15 protein-coding genes are annotated in these 18,223 nt (G+C 36.9%); 8 read left to right on the top strand and 7 right to left on the bottom strand.

What is annotated here, in order from left to right; translation table 11 throughout:
• Positions 1 to 139 precede the first annotated feature (139 nt).
• The 7 genes from rsmG to rpmH form a co-directional block, all read right to left on the bottom strand.
• Complete coding sequence (gene rsmG / locus CKK03_RS00595; protein ID WP_099360703.1) at positions 140 to 856, bottom strand: 16S rRNA (guanine(527)-N(7))-methyltransferase RsmG; 717 nt, start codon at positions 854 to 856, stop codon at positions 140 to 142.
• Between the two features lie 15 nt (positions 857 to 871).
• Positions 872 to 2,755 (bottom strand): tRNA uridine-5-carboxymethylaminomethyl(34) synthesis enzyme MnmG, encoded by a 1,884-nt coding sequence (gene mnmG, locus CKK03_RS00590; protein WP_099360702.1) that lies wholly within the window; start codon positions 2,753 to 2,755, stop codon positions 872 to 874.
• Positions 2,756 to 3,012: 257 nt separating this feature from the next.
• Complete coding sequence (gene mnmE, locus CKK03_RS00585) at positions 3,013 to 4,389, bottom strand: tRNA uridine-5-carboxymethylaminomethyl(34) synthesis GTPase MnmE (RefSeq protein WP_099360701.1); 1,377 nt, start codon at positions 4,387 to 4,389, stop codon at positions 3,013 to 3,015.
• A 322-nt stretch (positions 4,390 to 4,711) separates the two neighbouring features.
• Positions 4,712 to 5,332, bottom strand: a complete 621-nt coding sequence (gene jag, locus CKK03_RS00580; RefSeq protein WP_099360700.1) for an RNA-binding cell elongation regulator Jag/EloR — start codon at positions 5,330 to 5,332, stop codon at positions 4,712 to 4,714.
• Positions 5,329 to 6,105: a YidC family membrane integrase SpoIIIJ gene (spoIIIJ, locus tag CKK03_RS00575; protein WP_099360699.1), complete on the bottom strand. Its 777-nt coding sequence runs from the start codon at positions 6,103 to 6,105 to the stop codon at positions 5,329 to 5,331. The genes jag and spoIIIJ overlap by 4 nt, the downstream gene beginning before the upstream one ends.
• 141 nt (positions 6,106 to 6,246) lie before the next feature.
• Complete coding sequence (gene rnpA, locus CKK03_RS00570; protein WP_099360698.1) at positions 6,247 to 6,594, bottom strand: ribonuclease P protein component; 348 nt, start codon at positions 6,592 to 6,594, stop codon at positions 6,247 to 6,249.
• Between the two features lie 151 nt (positions 6,595 to 6,745).
• Positions 6,746 to 6,880, bottom strand: coding sequence for a 50S ribosomal protein L34 (gene rpmH / locus CKK03_RS00565; RefSeq protein WP_057997955.1), 135 nt, complete (start codon positions 6,878 to 6,880; stop codon positions 6,746 to 6,748).
• 697 nt (positions 6,881 to 7,577) lie between these two features.
• Here rpmH and dnaA point away from each other — a divergent pair.
• From dnaA to CKK03_RS00525, 8 genes are all read left to right on the top strand, one after another.
• Positions 7,578 to 8,924 (top strand): chromosomal replication initiator protein DnaA, encoded by a 1,347-nt coding sequence (gene dnaA, locus CKK03_RS00560; protein ID WP_099360697.1) that lies wholly within the window; start codon positions 7,578 to 7,580, stop codon positions 8,922 to 8,924.
• 254 nt (positions 8,925 to 9,178) lie between these two features.
• Positions 9,179 to 10,315, top strand: coding sequence for a DNA polymerase III subunit beta (gene dnaN / locus CKK03_RS00555; protein WP_099360696.1), 1,137 nt, complete (start codon positions 9,179 to 9,181; stop codon positions 10,313 to 10,315).
• 90 nt (positions 10,316 to 10,405) lie between these two features.
• Complete coding sequence (yaaA, locus tag CKK03_RS00550; protein ID WP_099360695.1) at positions 10,406 to 10,624, top strand: S4 domain-containing protein YaaA; 219 nt, start codon at positions 10,406 to 10,408, stop codon at positions 10,622 to 10,624.
• 47 nt (positions 10,625 to 10,671) lie between these two features.
• Positions 10,672 to 11,790 carry a DNA replication/repair protein RecF gene (gene recF / locus CKK03_RS00545; RefSeq protein ID WP_099360694.1) on the top strand — a complete coding sequence of 373 codons (1,119 nt, stop codon included), beginning with the start codon at positions 10,672 to 10,674 and terminating at the stop codon, positions 11,788 to 11,790.
• Between the two features lie 10 nt (positions 11,791 to 11,800).
• Entirely contained in the window at positions 11,801 to 12,064 is a 264-nt protein-coding gene (gene remB / locus CKK03_RS00540; protein ID WP_165918236.1) for an extracellular matrix regulator RemB, read from the top strand.
• Between the two features lie 66 nt (positions 12,065 to 12,130).
• On the top strand, positions 12,131 to 14,053 hold the full coding sequence (gyrB, locus tag CKK03_RS00535) for a DNA topoisomerase (ATP-hydrolyzing) subunit B (RefSeq protein WP_099360928.1): 1,923 nt from the start codon (positions 12,131 to 12,133) through the stop codon (positions 14,051 to 14,053).
• A 199-nt stretch (positions 14,054 to 14,252) separates the two neighbouring features.
• Positions 14,253 to 16,781, top strand: coding sequence for a DNA gyrase subunit A (gene gyrA / locus CKK03_RS00530; protein ID WP_099360693.1), 2,529 nt, complete (start codon positions 14,253 to 14,255; stop codon positions 16,779 to 16,781).
• A 92-nt stretch (positions 16,782 to 16,873) separates the two neighbouring features.
• The gene (locus CKK03_RS00525) at positions 16,874 to 17,941 is read left to right on the top strand and encodes an HD-GYP domain-containing protein (RefSeq protein ID WP_099360692.1); all 1,068 of its coding nucleotides are present in this window, start codon (positions 16,874 to 16,876) and stop codon (positions 17,939 to 17,941) included.
• Positions 17,942 to 18,223 lie beyond the last annotated feature (282 nt).

Genomic DNA, 18,223 nt, shown 5'->3' with positions numbered 1-18,223 from the left:
TCTGCTGAATAAAGTTAATAATTCTCTATTTTCTCTCTCATTCCTTCTATTATAACACGGATTTTACAAAAATCTTACTATCTTTCTACTAATTCATGATGAATCAAATGTACAATGTAAAAAAAGGTTCACCAATAGATTATTTAATTGGTGAACGATTTGGTGTTCCCGGTTTACGAGGGTATTTTTTTGGTGTTGGTTTTTTCTTATCGATAATCACGATATTTCGGTCACTTTTTTCAATGGGTAATAAAAAGTGATGTACATCTCTCACTTGACCACCTAATGTTGTAATGGCTTTCTTTCCATCCTCTAGTTCCTCTGCAACAGAAGCTGCTTTCATCGCAATAAATGCTCCCTCTACTTTCACAAGAGGCAGGCATAATTCACTTAACACAGACATTCTAGCGACCGCTCTTGCCATCACAATATCAAAAGACTCTCTAATATCTACCTTTTGACCAAAGGTTTCAGCACGATCGTGATAGAATGTCATATTTTCGAGCTGCAATGCCCTTGAAAGCTCCTCAAGAAATGAAATTCGCTTCTGTAGTGAATCCACTATCGAGATTTTTAGATGAGGAAAGCAAATTTTAAGAGGGATACTTGGAAACCCCGCACCCGCTCCTACATCACAAATTGACGCTTCTTTGGAAAAATCAAAATAGAATGCGGCCGAAACAGAATCAAAAAAATGTTTTAAATATACCTCTGGCTTTTCTGTAATCGCCGTAAGGTTCATTTTTTCATTCCATTCCACTAACAATTTGTAATATGTTTCAAACTGATTAAGTTGGGTTGGAGAAAGGGATATCCCCTTCTCTTCCAACATAGTTGTAAATAATGAAGTGTCCATTTCTTTCTCTCCTAGTTAATTTACGCGAGCAATTTTTCCTTGCTCAAGATATACGAGTAAAATGGAAATATCAGCTGGATTTACACCTGAAATCCTTGAAGCTTGAGCAATAGATAGAGGATGTACTTCCTTTAAATTCGCTCTCGCTTCATTAGCTAAGCCAGAGATTGCATCATAATCAATGTTTTCTGGGATTTTCTTATCTTCCATTCGTTTTAGTTTGTCAACTTGCTGCAAGGATTTTTGAATATACCCTTCATACTTGATTTGAATTTCAATTTGTTCCGCAACATCAGGGTGGATCTCTTGCTCGCTTGGAGCCAATTGGCGTATATGATCATATGTCATTTCTGGGCGTTTCAGCAGATCACTTGCTAAAATTCCATCCTTCAGTTCACTTCCACCAACAGAGCGAATTAATTCTTGTACTTCGTTGGTTGGTTTAATTCTAGTCCCTTGGAGACGCTCCATTTCTTGTTGAATGGCAGTCTTTTTATTCAGGAACATTTGGAATCTTTCTTCAGAAATTAAGCCAATTTCATGACCAAACTCTGTTAATCGTAAATCTGCATTGTCATGACGAAGAAGTAAACGATATTCGGCACGAGATGTTAATAAACGATAAGGCTCAGCTGTACCTTTTGTTACTAAGTCATCAATAAGTACGCCAATATATGCATCTGAACGACTTAAAATAACTTCTTCTTTATCAAGGGCACGGCGTCCTGCATTAATACCTGCCATAATCCCTTGTGCTGCAGCTTCTTCATATCCAGACGTTCCATTAATTTGCCCAGCTGTATAGAGGTTTTTAATCTTTTTTGTTTCTAGTGTTGGCCAAAGCTGTGTAGGTACAATTGCATCGTATTCAATTGCATATCCTGGTCTCATCATTTGTGCATTTTCAAGCCCTGGGACAGATGCAATCAATCGATGTTGAACATCCTCAGGTAAGCTTGTGGAAAGTCCCTGAACATAGACTTCCTGAGTATTTCTACCTTCTGGCTCAAGGAAAATTTGATGTCTAGGCTTATCATGGAAACGAACAACTTTATCTTCAATGGAAGGACAATAACGTGGTCCAGTCCCTTTAATCATGCCAGAATACATAGGTGAACGATGAAGGTTTGCATCAATAATTTGATGTGTCTCTTCGCTTGTATATGTTAACCAGCATGGAAGCTGATCGGTAATGTATTTTGTCGTTTCATACGAAAATGCTCTTGGTGTTTCATCACCAGGTTGAATTTCTGTTTTACTATAATCAATCGTATGACTATTCACCCTTGGAGGGGTTCCAGTTTTAAAACGAACTAAATTAAAACCTAACTCCTCAAGATGCTCTGATAACTTAATAGACGGTTGCTGGTTATTTGGTCCACTTGAGTACTTTAATTCACCAAGAATGATTTCACCGCGTAAAAATGTACCTGTTGTAATGACAACTGTATTTGCATGATATTCTGCACCCGTATTGGTAATAACACCTTTACATACGTCATCCTCTACAATTAAGCGCTCAACCATCCCTTGAACGAGGGTTAAATTCTGTTCATTTTCTAATGTTTTTTTCATTTCATGCTGATAGGAAAACTTGTCTGCCTGAGCACGTAACGCACGTACTGCAGGACCTTTTCCTGTGTTAAGCATTCGCATTTGGATATGAGTTTTATCAATATTTTTTGCCATTTCTCCGCCCAAGGCGTCAATTTCACGAACAACTGTACCTTTAGCAGGTCCACCTACTGATGGATTACATGGCATAAACGCCACCATATCTAGGTTGATTGTTAAAACGAGTGTCTTTGCACCTAGTCGCGCTGAAGCTAAGCCGGCTTCACAGCCTGCATGCCCAGCACCGATGACGACGACATCGTAATATCCGGCATCATAGCTCAATTTAACTTCCTCCTCTTTAAGGATGTTCAAAAATTCGGCTGAAAATGACACATCCATTTACTGCAAACATTGCTCCGAGAAAATGTTGAATAACTAGGTTATGCGCTTGCGTCTACTAGTTTATTCTTGAAGTCAATTCCTCAGCGCAAGGCTGCAAGGATGTTAACTCAAGCAGTTGCCTCGCTCCGCTACTCAAAACTGCGTCGCCTCGAACTCCTTGGTCCTTTTCAACCTCCTTTTGAACTCTAATTTATTTTCTATTTACCTAAACAAAATTGAGAGAATAGCTGATTAATTAGACCTTCATGAACAGCATCCCCGATTATTTCCCCTAATAGCTCCCAGGTTCTAGTTAAATCAATTTGAACAATATCGATTGGTAGGTCCGATTCTGTTCCTTTTATGGCATCCTCAATTGACTTTTTCGCTTGTGTTAGCAAAGCAATGTGGCGGGAGTTAGAAACATATGTTAAATCATTTGCTTCAACAGTTCCAGTAAAAAACAAGGATGAAATAGCTTTTTCTAAAGCATCTACCCCTTTTTCTTCAAGTAAAGAGGTTGTGACGACTGGGTTGTCTTTAGCAAGTTCCTGGACCTTCTCCATATTAATTTTTTGCACAAGATCTGTCTTATTGATGATTACTATCGTTTCCATACCTGAAATAGCTTCAAATAAGCGCTCGTCCTCTTCTGTTAACTCATCTCCATAGTTTAAAACAAGTAAAATGAGATCAGCCTTTTTCAAAACTTCTCTGGAACGCTCTACTCCAATCCGTTCAACAATGTCCTCCGTTTCACGGATCCCCGCTGTATCAACAAGACGTAGTGGAACACCTCGTACATTTACGTATTCCTCAATTACATCACGAGTTGTACCAGGAATGTCGGTAACAATGGCCTTATTTTCATGAACAAGGCTATTTAATAAAGATGATTTCCCCACATTCGGCCTACCTATAATAACAGTAGATAAGCCTTCTCGTAAAATTTTTCCTTGATTGGAGGTTTCTAATAACTTTATAATTTCATCGCGCACATGTTTCGCTTTCTCAAGCAAGACATGATGTGTCATTTCCTCGACATCATCATATTCGGGGTAATCAATATTTACTTCAATATGGGCTAGTGTTTCAAGCAATTCCTGACGTAATTGGTTAATGAGGGTCGATAATCTGCCCTCCATTTGACCAATTGCAACACTCATTGCACGGTCAGTCTTTGCTCGGATTAAATCCATGACTGCCTCTGCTTGAGAGAGGTCGATACGTCCATTTAAAAACGCACGCTTTGTGAACTCTCCTGGTTCAGCTAGTCTTGCTCCATTCGTAAGTACAAGCTGCAGGACTCGATTAACCGATACAAGTCCGCCATGGCAGTTGATCTCAATTACATCCTCTCTTGTGAAAGTCTTTGGTCCCCTCATCAAGGTTAGCATTACTTCCTCAACGACCTGGTTTGTATCTGGATCAACGATATGTCCATAATGGATGGTATGTGAGTCTACCTCTTTTAGATTCTTCCCTTTAAATACTCGATTTGCAATATCAATTGCTTCATCCCCGCTTAACCGAACAATCGCAATTGCTCCTTCTCCCATTGGAGTTGAAATTGCTGCTATTGTATCAAACTCCATTTCTTCACCTTCTTTATATCAACATTCCAAATGTCTCTTTGTAATTTTGCTTTTTAAAACCTGTGAATAACTTTTATCATTCATTTTTTACTAGTATTACCTAATTATCCACAAGGATAACAAATCCTAGTTTTCCCAAAACAAAAACTATACTCCATTTTATCTTATCCACATGTGAATAACAATAATAGAGAATGCTCTTGAACGCAATAAATTATCATTTCCCTTGTTATATAACAGCCTGTATTTATAAATCCAATTTCCTACTTCCTCTTAAAAATGCACAAAAAAACCTAGGCAATCGCCTAGGCTTTTTATTATATTACTCTGCTGGTGAAATAACGATATGTCGATTTGGATCAGAACCACTTGATGATGTCTTAACCTTTTTATGAGTTGCAAGAGTTGTATGAATGACTTTTCTTTCATAAGAAGGCATTGGTTCCAACTTCACATCTTGCTTCGTACGACTCACTTTATCGGCAAGTCTCTCCGCTAATTGAATCAAGGTTTCTTCACGACGACCTCGATAATTTTCAGCATCCACCATAATATTTAAATATTGATTGGAATATCGATTTGCTACCAATTGTGTTAAATATTGAAGCGAATTTAAGGTTTGTCCTCTTTTTCCGATAAGAACGGCCATTTTTTCACCTGATAGTTGGAATGTAACATTCTTTCCATTCCGTGTAACATCCAATTTTGCCGGTATCCCCATAGTTAGAATGACATCTTCTAAAAACTCCTGTGCCTTTTCTACTGGATCATCCTTTACTGTTACTTTAACAACAGCTGGCTTCGTTCCAAAAATCCCAAATATCCCTTTTTTACCTTCATCGATGATTTGTATATCGGTGCGGTCTCTTGTTGTGTTAAGTTGAGCTAAAGCTGATTCTACTGCTTCATCGACGGTTTGCCCTGTAGCAGTTACTTGTTTCACTTTTTGGCTCCTCCCGCATTTCCAGATTTAGCGGCTCTAATATCTGGACCTTTTATTAAAATCGTTTGAACAATCATAAAGATATTACCTACAACCCAGTATAATGATAAGGCAGCTGGGAAGCTGATTGCAAAGACAACAATCATGATTGGCATTAACCATAGCATCATCGCCATTTGCGGATTGTTTTCCATCCCCATCATTGTAATCTTTTGCTGGATAAATGTCGTCACACCAGCAACTAAAGGAAGAATATAGTATGGATCTGATTCTCCAAGATCAAACCATAGGAAATTATGCTGAGCAATTTCACTCGTTCTCATAATCGCATGGTAAAAACCAATTAAAATTGGCATTTGAATCAATAATGGGAAACATCCAGCCAATGGATTGACACCATGCTTTTGGAATAGCTGCATTGTTTCTTGTTGTAGCTTTTGTTGAGTAGCTTGGTCCTTCGAGCTGTACTTTTCACGAAGTTCTTTCAGCTCAGGTTGTATGGCCTGCATTGCCTTCGAACTTTTCGTTTGTTTGATCATTAATGGTAATAATGCAAAACGAATTAAAAGAGTTACAATAATAATGGCTAAACCATAGTTTGATTCTCCAAATAGTTCTGCAAAATAAGTAATAAGCCAGGATAACGGATAAACAAAATACTTGTTCCAGAAGCCTGTACTTTCTGCGGTAATCGGTTCATTGACCTGGGTACACCCAGATAGTAGTAGAATCAACCCTATTAGCGCACTTATTAATAATATTCGCCTTTTCAACTACTTTTCCTCCTAGTATTAAATATCTAAAGGTAAATATGTATGCCTTCTATTTTTCAACATATGTAGAAATATCAATATGTTCCTTTGTATTCTAACATCTTTGTATGAAAATTTCTTTCTTTCCTTCGAAAAAATCTCCTACTTTTGCACTTTTTTTAATACTTTTGCCACCTTTAATACATGAAGTAGGCTTTTTTCCACTTCAGCATAGCTCATCTCAGCAACCGGCTTCCTGGCAATGATCACATAATCCTTGATTTGAACTTGATCTTTGTGTTCAAGAAAGAATTGGCGAATTAACCTTTTGATTCTGTTTCTAGTAACAGCGTTTCCAATTTTTTTGCTCACAGATAAGCCGATACGAAAATGTTCAAGCTCATCCCGTTCATAAACATAAACGATAAATTGCCGATTAGCTGAAGACTTTCCTGACTTAAACACCGTTTGAAAATCTTGATTTTTTTTTATACGGTATTCTTTTTTCATCCTTTACAACTCCCGTACGACGAAACAACGTTCAATTTATATGATCTACTACCCTTTGTTAAATGTCGCTTCTACTTTTCTTTAGTATGGGCAATAGAAAAATTGAAATAAACCTTTTTATTGAAAAAAAGACCACTGAGCTTTCAGTGGCCTATGCTGATAATACTTTTCTTCCTTTTTGACGACGACGAGCAAGAACTTTACGTCCGTTTTTAGAGCTCATGCGACTACGGAAACCGTGAACTTTGCTGTGCTTACGCTTGCTTGGTTGATATGTTCTTTTCATTTATATGACACCTCCCTGAGGAATTAACTCTCAAATTATACATCAGACAGTCTTACTAATTATATTGAAAACCTATAAAAAATGTCAACCTTATTTGAAATACTATATTTTGGATAAGAATTTTTTGTTTAGAAAAAGGGAATTATGATCTTGAACTGCAGCTTGCAAATTTCCTCATTAAAAAATTCCTTCCCCGCTCAAAATTTAATTGTGGACAACTTTTTTCGACAGATTTTTTAATCCACAACATTTATCGACAACTTTTACACATCATCTTGTGTTGTGGATAAACATTTTCCACAAGGTATAGATATTGTGGATAAGTTTTCAAAAACCATTGATTATCTAGTCAAAATTTGATATTATAGTTTTGTTTTCACTCGTTATAAGTTATTAACATTTTTCTTTTATCCACAGATTGTGGATATCATGTGGACAGATTTTTACACATTGTGAATTATAACTTGTCCACAACCAGTGGATTATGTCGAAAAGATGTTTTTCTACTATATTATATAGTTATTCACAAATTACCAAGTATGTATATTTATAAACTTATATTCATTTACTGAAAAAGAACTGCATGAAGACTTATTTTTATACATTTGATTAATAATAATTAGTAGAAGAAATTTCAGACGTAACATCGTCTAATTACCTTGATAGGTACAAAATAGCTAACAAAGGAGGGAGATTGTTGGAGAATATTGCAGATTTATGGGCAAAAGCGCTCCAAGAGATAGAGAAAAAATTAAGTAAGCCGAGCTTCGAGACATGGCTGAAATCAACAAAAGCCCATGCACTACAGAACGATACACTTATTATTACTGCTCCCAATGAGTTTGCTAGAGATTGGCTAGAATCTAGATATCTGCATCTAATCGCTGAAACAATATATGATCTAACTGGTGCAGAGCTCGGAATCAAATTTATTATTCCTCAAAATCAGCTAGATGAAGAGTTCGAATTGAAAACACCTGAGAAAAAGGCTACTAAAAGCGATGAACCAGCTGAAAACACTCAAAATATGCTCAATCAAAAATACACATTTGATACATTTGTAATTGGCTCTGGGAATCGCTTTGCACATGCTGCATCCTTAGCAGTTGCAGAAGCACCAGCAAAAGCCTATAACCCGCTCTTTTTATATGGTGGTGTTGGATTAGGTAAGACTCATTTAATGCATTCCATTGGTCATTATGTTCAAGAACACAACCCCAATGCAAAGGTTGTCTACTTGTCATCTGAGAAATTTACAAATGAATTCATTAACTCCATACGGGATAACAAAGCGGTAGAGTTTAGAAATAAATACAGAAATGTCGACATCTTACTAATAGATGATATTCAGTTTTTAGCTGGAAAAGAATCAACTCAAGAAGAATTTTTCCATACGTTCAATACCTTGCATGAGGAAAGTAAGCAAATTGTCATTTCAAGTGATAGACCGCCTAAGGAGATTCCTACTTTAGAAGATCGTCTTCGTTCCCGCTTTGAATGGGGATTGATTACCGATATTACCCCTCCAGACCTTGAAACAAGAATTGCCATTTTACGCAAAAAAGCCAAGGCAGAGGGACTTGATATTCCAAATGAAGTGATGCTATATATCGCGAACCAAATCAACACGAACATTCGTGAGCTTGAAGGTGCGCTTATTCGTATCGTTGCATATTCTTCTTTAATTAATAAAGATATCAATGCCGACCTTGCTGCAGAGGCTTTAAAAGATATCATTCCAAGTTCTAGACCGAAAGTTATTACAATTTTTGAGATTCAAAAGGTCGTTGGGCAACACTATAGTATAAAACTTGAGGATTTCAAGGCAAAAAAGCGAACAAAATCCATTGCATTCCCTCGTCAAATTGCGATGTATTTATCAAGGGAACTAACAGATTCCTCGCTGCCTAAAATTGGAGAAGAGTTTGGAGGCCGTGACCATACAACGGTCATTCATGCTCATGAAAAAATCACAAGACTATTAAATACAGACACTCAATTACAAAAACAAATAAATGAAATCATTACTCAATTAAAGGGTTAAAACCCATAGATGGTTTCATCTTTTTAATTTGGACAAGTACTTGTAACGTGAATACTGTGAATAACTTCTTTGTTGTTGCGCACAGTCTGTCCACATGTGGATAGACTGTTTTCATTTGTTTTGTTGCGGTTATCCACATATTCACAGGCCCTACTAGTACTTCTACGATTTTTCTTTTAAAAAAATAAATATATATAAACTAAAAGTGTATTCACACGAAATCAAAAATAGAACTATCTTTAGGAGGATTTTTGATGAAATTTATTATTCAAAGAGACCATCTTGTTCAAAGTGTCCAGGATGTAATGAAAGCTGTATCTTCACGAACAACCATTCCGATCTTAACAGGGATTAAAATAGTTGCGACAAATGAAGGAGTAACACTTACAGGTAGTGATTCCGATGTCTCCATAGAATCTTTTATTCCTAATGAAGAGGCTGGAGATGAAATTGTTGAAATTAAAGAAACTGGAAGTATTGTTTTACAAGCTCGTTTCTTCAGTGAAATCGTAAAAAAACTTCCTAAGGATACTGTAGAAATTGAAGTTCATTCTAATTTATTAACTATTATTCGTTCCGGAAAAGCTGAATTTAACTTAAACGGACTTGATGCTGAAGAATATCCACAGTTACCTCAAATTGAAGGAAACCAAGGTTTTAAAATTCCTGCTGATTTACTAAAAAATATGATTCGGCAAACGGTATTTGCTGTTTCCACTTCTGAAACTCGCCCAATACTAACAGGTGTAAATTGGAAGGTTGAAAATAGCACACTCAATTGCATTGCGACAGATAGTCACCGTCTTGCAATGAGAACGGCACATATAGAAACAGAAAGTGATGGATCCTATAGTGCAGTAATTCCAGGTAAGAGCTTAAACGAATTAAGTAAAATTCTTGATGATACGACAGATTTAGTTGATATAGTCATTACCGAAAACCAAGTTCTCTTTAAAACAAAACATCTTTTATTCTTCTCTCGTTTATTAGATGGCAGCTATCCAGATACAACTAGACTTATACCAACTGATAGTAAAACTGAGGTAGTATTAGCGACGAAGGAATTTTTACAATCAATTGATCGTGCCTCTCTACTGGCAAGAGAAGCAAATAATAATGTTGTTAAATTCACAACTTTACCTGATGGAGTGGTCGAAATTTCATCCATATCTCCTGAAATTGGGAAAGTAAATGAAGAAATCCAAAGTAAATCTATTGAAGGTGAAGAATTAAAGATTTCTTTTAGTGCAAAATATATGATGGATGCATTAAAAGCATTGGAAAGTTCTGAAATTCGTATTAGCTTTACAGGCGCCATGAGACCGTTCTATATCAAAGCCCTTGATGACGATACAGTCTTTCATTTGATTCTCCCAGTGCGCACTTATTAAGAAAGAATGAACTACTAGGTCGTAAAAACCTAGTAGTTTTCTTTTCTAGTTGGATTTTCTTTAGTAAAATAAAAGAAAGAAGGCGAAAAAATGGCGAAAAAAATACAAATTTCGACAGACTTTATTACATTGGGACAGTTTTTAAAGCTAGCCGATATCATCCAATCAGGTGGAATGGCAAAATGGTTTCTTGGTGAACATGAAGTCTATGTAAATGGAGAGCTAGAGAATCGCCGCGGTAAAAAGCTAGTAAATAAGGATGTAGTAGACATTCCTGGCTTTGGAACGTTTGTCATATCAAATGCTTAAGCTGCGGGGGACTTCCCCTCGTGCTTGTGCACAAAGGGTGAAGCCATTTGTTCATAGAAGAAATAGAACTAACAAATTATCGTAATTATGAAAAGTTATCCATATTATTTGAAGATAAAGTTAATGTCATTTTAGGTGAAAATGCACAGGGCAAGACAAATGTGATGGAGTCTATCTATGTTTTAGCGATGGCAAAGTCACATCGGACCTCAAATGATAAAGAATTAATTCGCTGGGATGAAGAATATGCTAAAATAGAGGGTAGGGTTCAAAAACGGAACGGCCCCTTATCCTTGCAGCTCGTTATCTCTAAAAAGGGTAAAAAAGCTAAAAGTAATCATTTGGAACAGCAAAAGCTGAGCCAGTATGTTGGAAATATGAACGTGGTTATGTTTGCCCCAGAAGATTTAAATCTTGTAAAGGGTAGCCCACAGATAAGAAGACGATTTATTGATATGGAAATTGGGCAAGTATCTGCTGTATATTTACATGACCTAAGTCAATATCAAAAAATCCTTCACCAGCGGAACCACTATTTAAAGCAGCTTCAAACTAAAAGACAACATGATCAAACCATGCTTGATGTATTAACTTCACAATTAATCCAGGCGGCCGTTAAAATTGTTAAAAAACGATTTGAATTTCTTGTTTTATTACAAAAATGGGCTGAGCCAATTCATCATGGAATTAGTAGAGGGCTAGAAAGGCTTCAAATTGAATATAAACCTTCAATTGAGGTATTAGAAACAACGGATTTGTCGAAAATGGTAGATGTATATGACGAAAAATTTGCTAAAATAAGAGAGAGGGAAATTGAAAGAGGCGTTACATTGGCGGGGCCACATCGGGATGACCTTGCATTTTTTGTGAATGGAAAGGATGTTCAAACATTCGGATCCCAGGGCCAGCAACGTACGACTGCCCTATCCTTAAAGCTAGCAGAAATAGAGTTAATTCATTCAGAGATTGGGGAATACCCAATTCTATTACTAGATGATGTTCTATCGGAACTGGATGATTTTAGACAGTCCCATTTATTAAATACGATTCAAGGCAAGGTACAAACCTTTGTTACAACAACAAGCGTTGAGGGGATCCATCATGAAACGTTAGAGCAGGCCGCAACCTATGAAGTGTCTGCAGGACTCATAAAAAAGCTTAAATGAGGTGATGAGTTTGTTCATACATTTGGGAGACAATGTAATGGTTCGTTCATCAGATGTGATTACGATATTAGATCGACAGCTTTTAAAATCCTCCTCAATCGTTAATGAATTTTTAGATGTACAAAAAGACAGAGTGGTAGAATTGTCTAATGGGAATACTAAATCAGTAGTAGTTACTGTTGATAAAGTTTATTATTCACCTTTATCCTCTAGTACATTAAAAAAACGTTCGCAACATGTTTCCGATTTTGAAACAATTTTAGATGAAATATAAGCAGTAAAGCAACTCAAAACTTGTTCTTTTTTTCGTTAATATAAAGTGTAGGTGATATTGGTGGCAATGGAAGAAAAAGAATTGCAACAACAAGAATATGATGAGAATCAAATACAGGTCTTAGAAGGTTTAGAAGCAGTAAGAAAGCGACCTGGTATGTATATTGGTTCAACTTCTGGAAAAGGTCTGCACCATCTAGTATGGGAAATTGTCGACAATAGTATTGATGAAGCATTAGCGGGTTATTGTGACGAGATTAATGTCATCATCGAAGAAGATAATAGTATCACTGTAATAGACAACGGACGTGGAATTCCAGTTGGTATCCATGAAAAAATGGGCCGTCCAGCCGTCGAAGTAATTATGACTGTCCTCCACGCAGGAGGGAAATTTGACGGTGGTGGCTACAAGGTTTCCGGCGGATTGCATGGGGTTGGTGCTTCTGTTGTTAACGCACTTTCTACAAAATTAGAGGTATATGTACACCGTGATGGTAAGGTTCATCATATTGCATTTGAACGTGGTCACGTCGCTTCTGAACTAAAAGTGATTGGTGAAACTGATCATACGGGTACAATTACACATTTTAAGCCGGATGGTGAAATCTTCACTGAAACCCTTGAATTTGAATTTGATATACTTGCGACTCGACTTCGTGAGCTTGCGTTCTTAACAAGAGGCGTCAAGATTACAATCGAAGACAAACGAGAAGAGAACAAACGTAAAGAATATCATTATGAAGGTGGAATCAAGTCATACGTTGAGCACCTCAACCGTACAAAAGAAGTGGTTCATGAAGAGCCAGTTTTCGTCGAGGGTGAAAAAGAAGGAATTTCAATAGAAATTGCCCTTCAATACAATGATAGCTATACAAGTAATATTTATTCATTCGCAAATAATATCCACACCTATGAAGGTGGAACACATGAATCTGGATTTAAAACGGCATTAACACGGATTATCAATGATTATGCACGTAAAAATAATATTTTCAAAGATAATGATGCTAATTTAACCGGTGATGACGTTCGTGAAGGACTAACCGCAATCATCTCTATTAAGCATCCAGATCCACAATTTGAGGGACAAACAAAAACAAAGCTCGGAAATAGTGAAGCAAGGACAGTAACTGAATCTGTCTTCTCAGAGAAATTTGAGTCTTTTCTATTAGAAAATCCATCAGTTGCTCGTAAAGTTGTCGAAAAAGGCACAATGGCAGCTAGAGCACGAATGGCTGCGAAAAAAGCACGTGAATTAACAAGAAGAAAAAGTGCATTAGAGGTTTCAAGCTTACCAGGAAAACTTGCTGATTGCTCATCGAAGGACCCTTCCATTAGTGAGCTTTATATTGTTGAGGGTGATTCAGCGGGTGGTTCTGCAAAACAAGGTCGTGATCGTCATTTCCAAGCGATTCTGCCACTTAGGGGAAAAATCCTTAACGTTGAGAAAGCAAGACTTGACCGCATTCTATCCAATAATGAGGTACGTTCTATGATTACTGCATTAGGAACGGGTATTGGAGAAGATTTTGATATCGCAAAGGCGCGTTATCATAAAGTCGTCATCATGACAGATGCTGATGTAGACGGTGCACATATTCGGACTTTATTATTAACGTTCTTTTATCGATTTATGCGCAAGATTATCGAACATGGATTTATCTATATAGCACAACCGCCATTATATAAAATTCAACAAGGTAAACGTGTTGAATACGCATATAATGACCGCGAACTAGAGAAATACTTAGCGGAAATGCCGAGTAATCCAAAACCTGGTATTCAGCGATATAAAGGTCTTGGTGAAATGAATCCAGAACAGCTTTGGGAAACCACAATGGATCCTAACAACCGAACAATGCTTCAGGTTACCCTTCAGGATGCAATTGAGGCAGACGAAACATTCGAAATGCTGATGGGTGATAAGGTTGAACCTAGACGTAATTTCATTGAAGAGAATGCACAGTACGTGAAAAACTTGGATGTCTAACGATATTTTACAGGATAGTTTTGAAATCTAGCTCTAGGCGTTATCGTTCCGAGTCTTAAGCCCATTGCTTATGCTTGTTTTCGATAAGTGGGTGCCTTGCGCCTTTCGTTACTATCCTGTGTTTTAGTTATATATTTGAATGGGTTAAAATAAGAATCCAAATTTATTTTATACCCCTGATAAAGGGAGGTTTCTTTTTATGTCTGAAAATCAAAACTCGCATATTCACGAGATAAATATTAGCCATGAAATGAGAACATCATTTCTAGATTATGCGATGAGCGTTATTGTGTCACGTGCCCTACCAGATGTTCGTGATGGTCTAAAGCCAGTTCACCGCAGGATTTTATATGCGATGAACGACTTAGGGATGACATCTGATAAAGCCTATAAGAAATCTGCTCGTATCGTAGGTGAAGTAATTGGTAAATACCACCCACACGGTGACTCTGCAGTTTACGATACGATGGTTCGTATGGCACAGGACTTTAACTACCGCTATATGCTTATTGATGGCCACGGAAACTTTGGTTCAGTAGATGGTGATGCGGCAGCAGCCATGCGTTACACGGAAGCGCGTATGTCCAAAATATCAATGGAACTTCTGCGTGATATTAACAAGGATACAATTGATTACCAAGATAACTACGATGGTTCAGAAAAAGAACCGGCTGTTCTCCCTGCTCGTTTCCCGAACCTTTTAGTAAATGGTGCAGCGGGAATCGCAGTAGGTATGGCAACAAATGTTCCACCGCATCAATTAGGTGAGGTTATTGATGGCGTACTAGCAGTAAGTAAGGATCCTGAGATAACCATTGCTGAGTTAATGGATATCATACCTGGGCCGGACTTCCCTACATCTGGACATATTCTTGGTAGAAGTGGAATTAGAAAAGCTTATGAAACTGGAAAGGGCTCCATTACCCTACGTGCAAAAGTAGAAATTGAAGAGATGAAAAATGGCAAGGAAGTTATCCTTGTAACCGAACTTCCTTACCAAGTAAATAAAGCTAAATTAATCGAAAAAATTGCAGAATTAGTTCGTGATAAAAAGATTGACGGCATAACAGACCTTCGTGATGAATCAGACCGAAATGGTATGAGAATCGTGATGGAAGTAAGAAGAGATGCAAATGCGAATGTTCTTTTAAACAATTTATATAAACATACTGCATTGCAAACAACTTTTGGAATCAATATGCTAGCTCTAGTAAATGGGCATCCAAGAGTCCTAAACTTAAAGCAGTGCTTACAATATTACTTAGATCATCAAGTTGTTGTAATTAAACGCAGAACAGCATTCGAGCTTCGTAAAGCTGAAGCAAGAGCTCATATTTTAGAAGGTTTACGTATTGCGTTGGATCATATTGATGAAATTATTACGTTAATTCGTGGCTCACAAAATACGGATATCGCTCGCGAAGGCTTAATGACAAGATTTAACTTATCTGAAAAACAAGCACAAGCGATCTTAGATATGCGTTTACAGCGTTTAACAGGTTTAGAACGTGATAAAATTGAAGCGGAATATCAAGAGCTTGTTGCATTAATTGCAGAATTAAAGGCAATTTTAGCAGATGAGGAAAAAGTTCTTGAAATTATTCGTGAAGAGCTATTAGAAGTTAAAGAACGTTTCAATGATAAAAGACGTACTGAAATTCTAGCAGGCGGGCTTGAAATGATTGAAGATGAAGATTTAATTCCTAGAGAGAACATCATCATTACTCTCACAAACAAAGGGTATATTAAGCGTCTTCCAGTTTCAACATACCGTAGTCAAAAACGCGGTGGCCGAGGGATTCAAGGAATGGGAACAAACGAAGATGACTTCGTCGAACATCTTCTATCAACATCAACACATGATACAATCCTATTCTTCACAAATAAAGGGAAAGTCTATCGTTTAAAAGGCTATGAAATCCCTGAATTCAGTAGGACAGCAAAAGGAATCCCAATTATTAACCTACTAGAAATTGATAAAGAAGAATGGATCAATGCCATTATTCCTGTATCTGAACTAGTTGATGATTGGTTCTTGTTCTTTACAACAAGAAAGGGTATCTCAAAACGAACTCCATTATCATCCTTTGCGAATATTCGTAAAGGTGGATTAATAGCTGTTGGTTTGCATGAAGGTGACGAACTTATTTCTGTTCGACTAACCGACGGATCGAAAGACATTATCATTGGAACAAAGGACGGTATGCTCATTCGCTTCCCTGAGTCAGATGTAAGATCCATGGGTCGTACGGCTGCGGGGGTTAAAGGTATTAACCTTTCTGAAGGTGACGATGTAGTCGGAATGGAAATACTAGAAGAGAACCTAGATGTCTTAATTGTTACTGAACATGGTTATGGCAAACGTACACCAGCAGGCGAGTACCGCATCCAAAGCCGTGGTGGTAAGGGACTCAAAACTGTTAATATTACCGAAAAGAACGGTAAAGTAATTGCGGTTAAAGCTGTTACAGTAGAAAATGACCTTATGCTTATTACGGCTGCAGGTGTCTTAATTAGAATGTCAATTAATGATATTTCGCAAATTGGCCGTACAACCCAAGGTGTTAAGCTCATTCGTCTAGACGAAAATGAGCATGTAGCAACTGTTGCTGTTGTAGAAAAGGAAGAAGAAGAGGAACTTGAAGATGAATCAGTAGACACTGCAGAAGAGAATGCAGAAGAGATAGTCTCTGATGAACAACCAAGTAACGAAGAAGAAACTGAATAAACTTTATGATAAGAGAAATGCTGCAAGTGCAGTATTTCTCTTTTTTTGGTAAAATGGTACTAGTATTCAACGAAAGATGAGGGCGAATTAAAATGCGTGTAAGGACAAGCCAGCTACAAGAAGGGTGCATCGTCTCAAATGACATCTTTTCCTTAACAAATACACCAATTATTCCCAAAAATACAGTATTAACAAATGAACATATACAAGTTCTTCACGTATTTTTGGTTCAAGATGTACAAGTTGAAGCATTTTTAATCAATGGTGAGTCTTTCACTCCTACTGAAATAGTAGAGGAAGTAGAAGTTGAAATAAAAGAAAGTCCGATTGAGGAGGCTTATCTTAAATCTGTAGGAGAATATAAACAACTCTTTCAAAGTTGGCAAGCGGGGGCTCTCTTAGATATCACTAAAGTACGCCAAATAATACTCCCCCTCTTTAAAAGATTACTAGAACAACCAAAAGAAATATTCTCATTATATAAATATATAAACCGAGATGACTATATGTACCATCATTCTGTCTCAGTAGGATTGCTCTCAGGATACCTAGGAAAAAAACTGGAGTTCAACGAGGGTGATTGTAATCATCTAGCCATAGCGGGATTACTTAGTGACTGTGGAATGTCTAAAATAGATCCAAAAATATTAACAAAGGGTACATCACTTACTTATGGAGAATATAAAGAGGTAAAAAAACACCCTTTATATAGCTACCGAATCATCGAAAAGATTCCACTTATAAAAGATAGTGTAAAATTAGCAGTTCTCCAGCATCATGAACGAATTGATGGAACTGGTTACGTACTCGGGGTTACCGGGGAGAGACTGCATCCATTTGGAAAGATTGTTGCGGTAGCCGACGTGTACTCGGCAATGACCTCAGAAAGACCCTACAGTAACCGCCAGTCTCCCTTCGAAGTCCTTGAAGAGATTAGAAGAGAATCGTTCGGTAAACTCGATTTAAAAGTAGTAGAAGCCTTAACAAATAGTGTTGGAATAATATCCATAGGAACAAAAGTAAAACTCTCAAATGGGCAATCTGGAGAAATTGTGTTTATTGATAAATCCCAGCCAACAAGACCGTTAATAAAAATGAATGAATATGAATTTTTAGATTTAAAAACCAACCGTGAAGTTTACATAGAAGAGATTATCTGATAACCTCCAAATTTGGAGGTTTTATTTTTGCTAAAAAAGAAGTAGAAAAACATTTTTTAATTAAATACTTGATTAAATGGCCATTTGCATTTATACTTTTAAAAGTCTTATCCTTTCAACATTATTATTTTAAAAAAGTAATTGACTTTAATAATGATAATGTGATATATTAATAAAGTCGCTTCGGGGCGACAGACAAGTTCTTTGAAAACTAAACATAATACAAGCGTCAACGTTTAATTCTAAAGTAAAAAACTATTGAGCAATCAATACTCTTATTGG

It is taken from the genome of Fredinandcohnia onubensis, assembly GCF_002734215.1.
Classification (GTDB): domain Bacteria; phylum Bacillota; class Bacilli; order Bacillales; family Bacillaceae_L; genus Ferdinandcohnia; species Ferdinandcohnia onubensis.
Note: the sequence above shows the minus strand (reverse complement) of the source record. Positions and strands in the feature narration are given on the sequence as shown.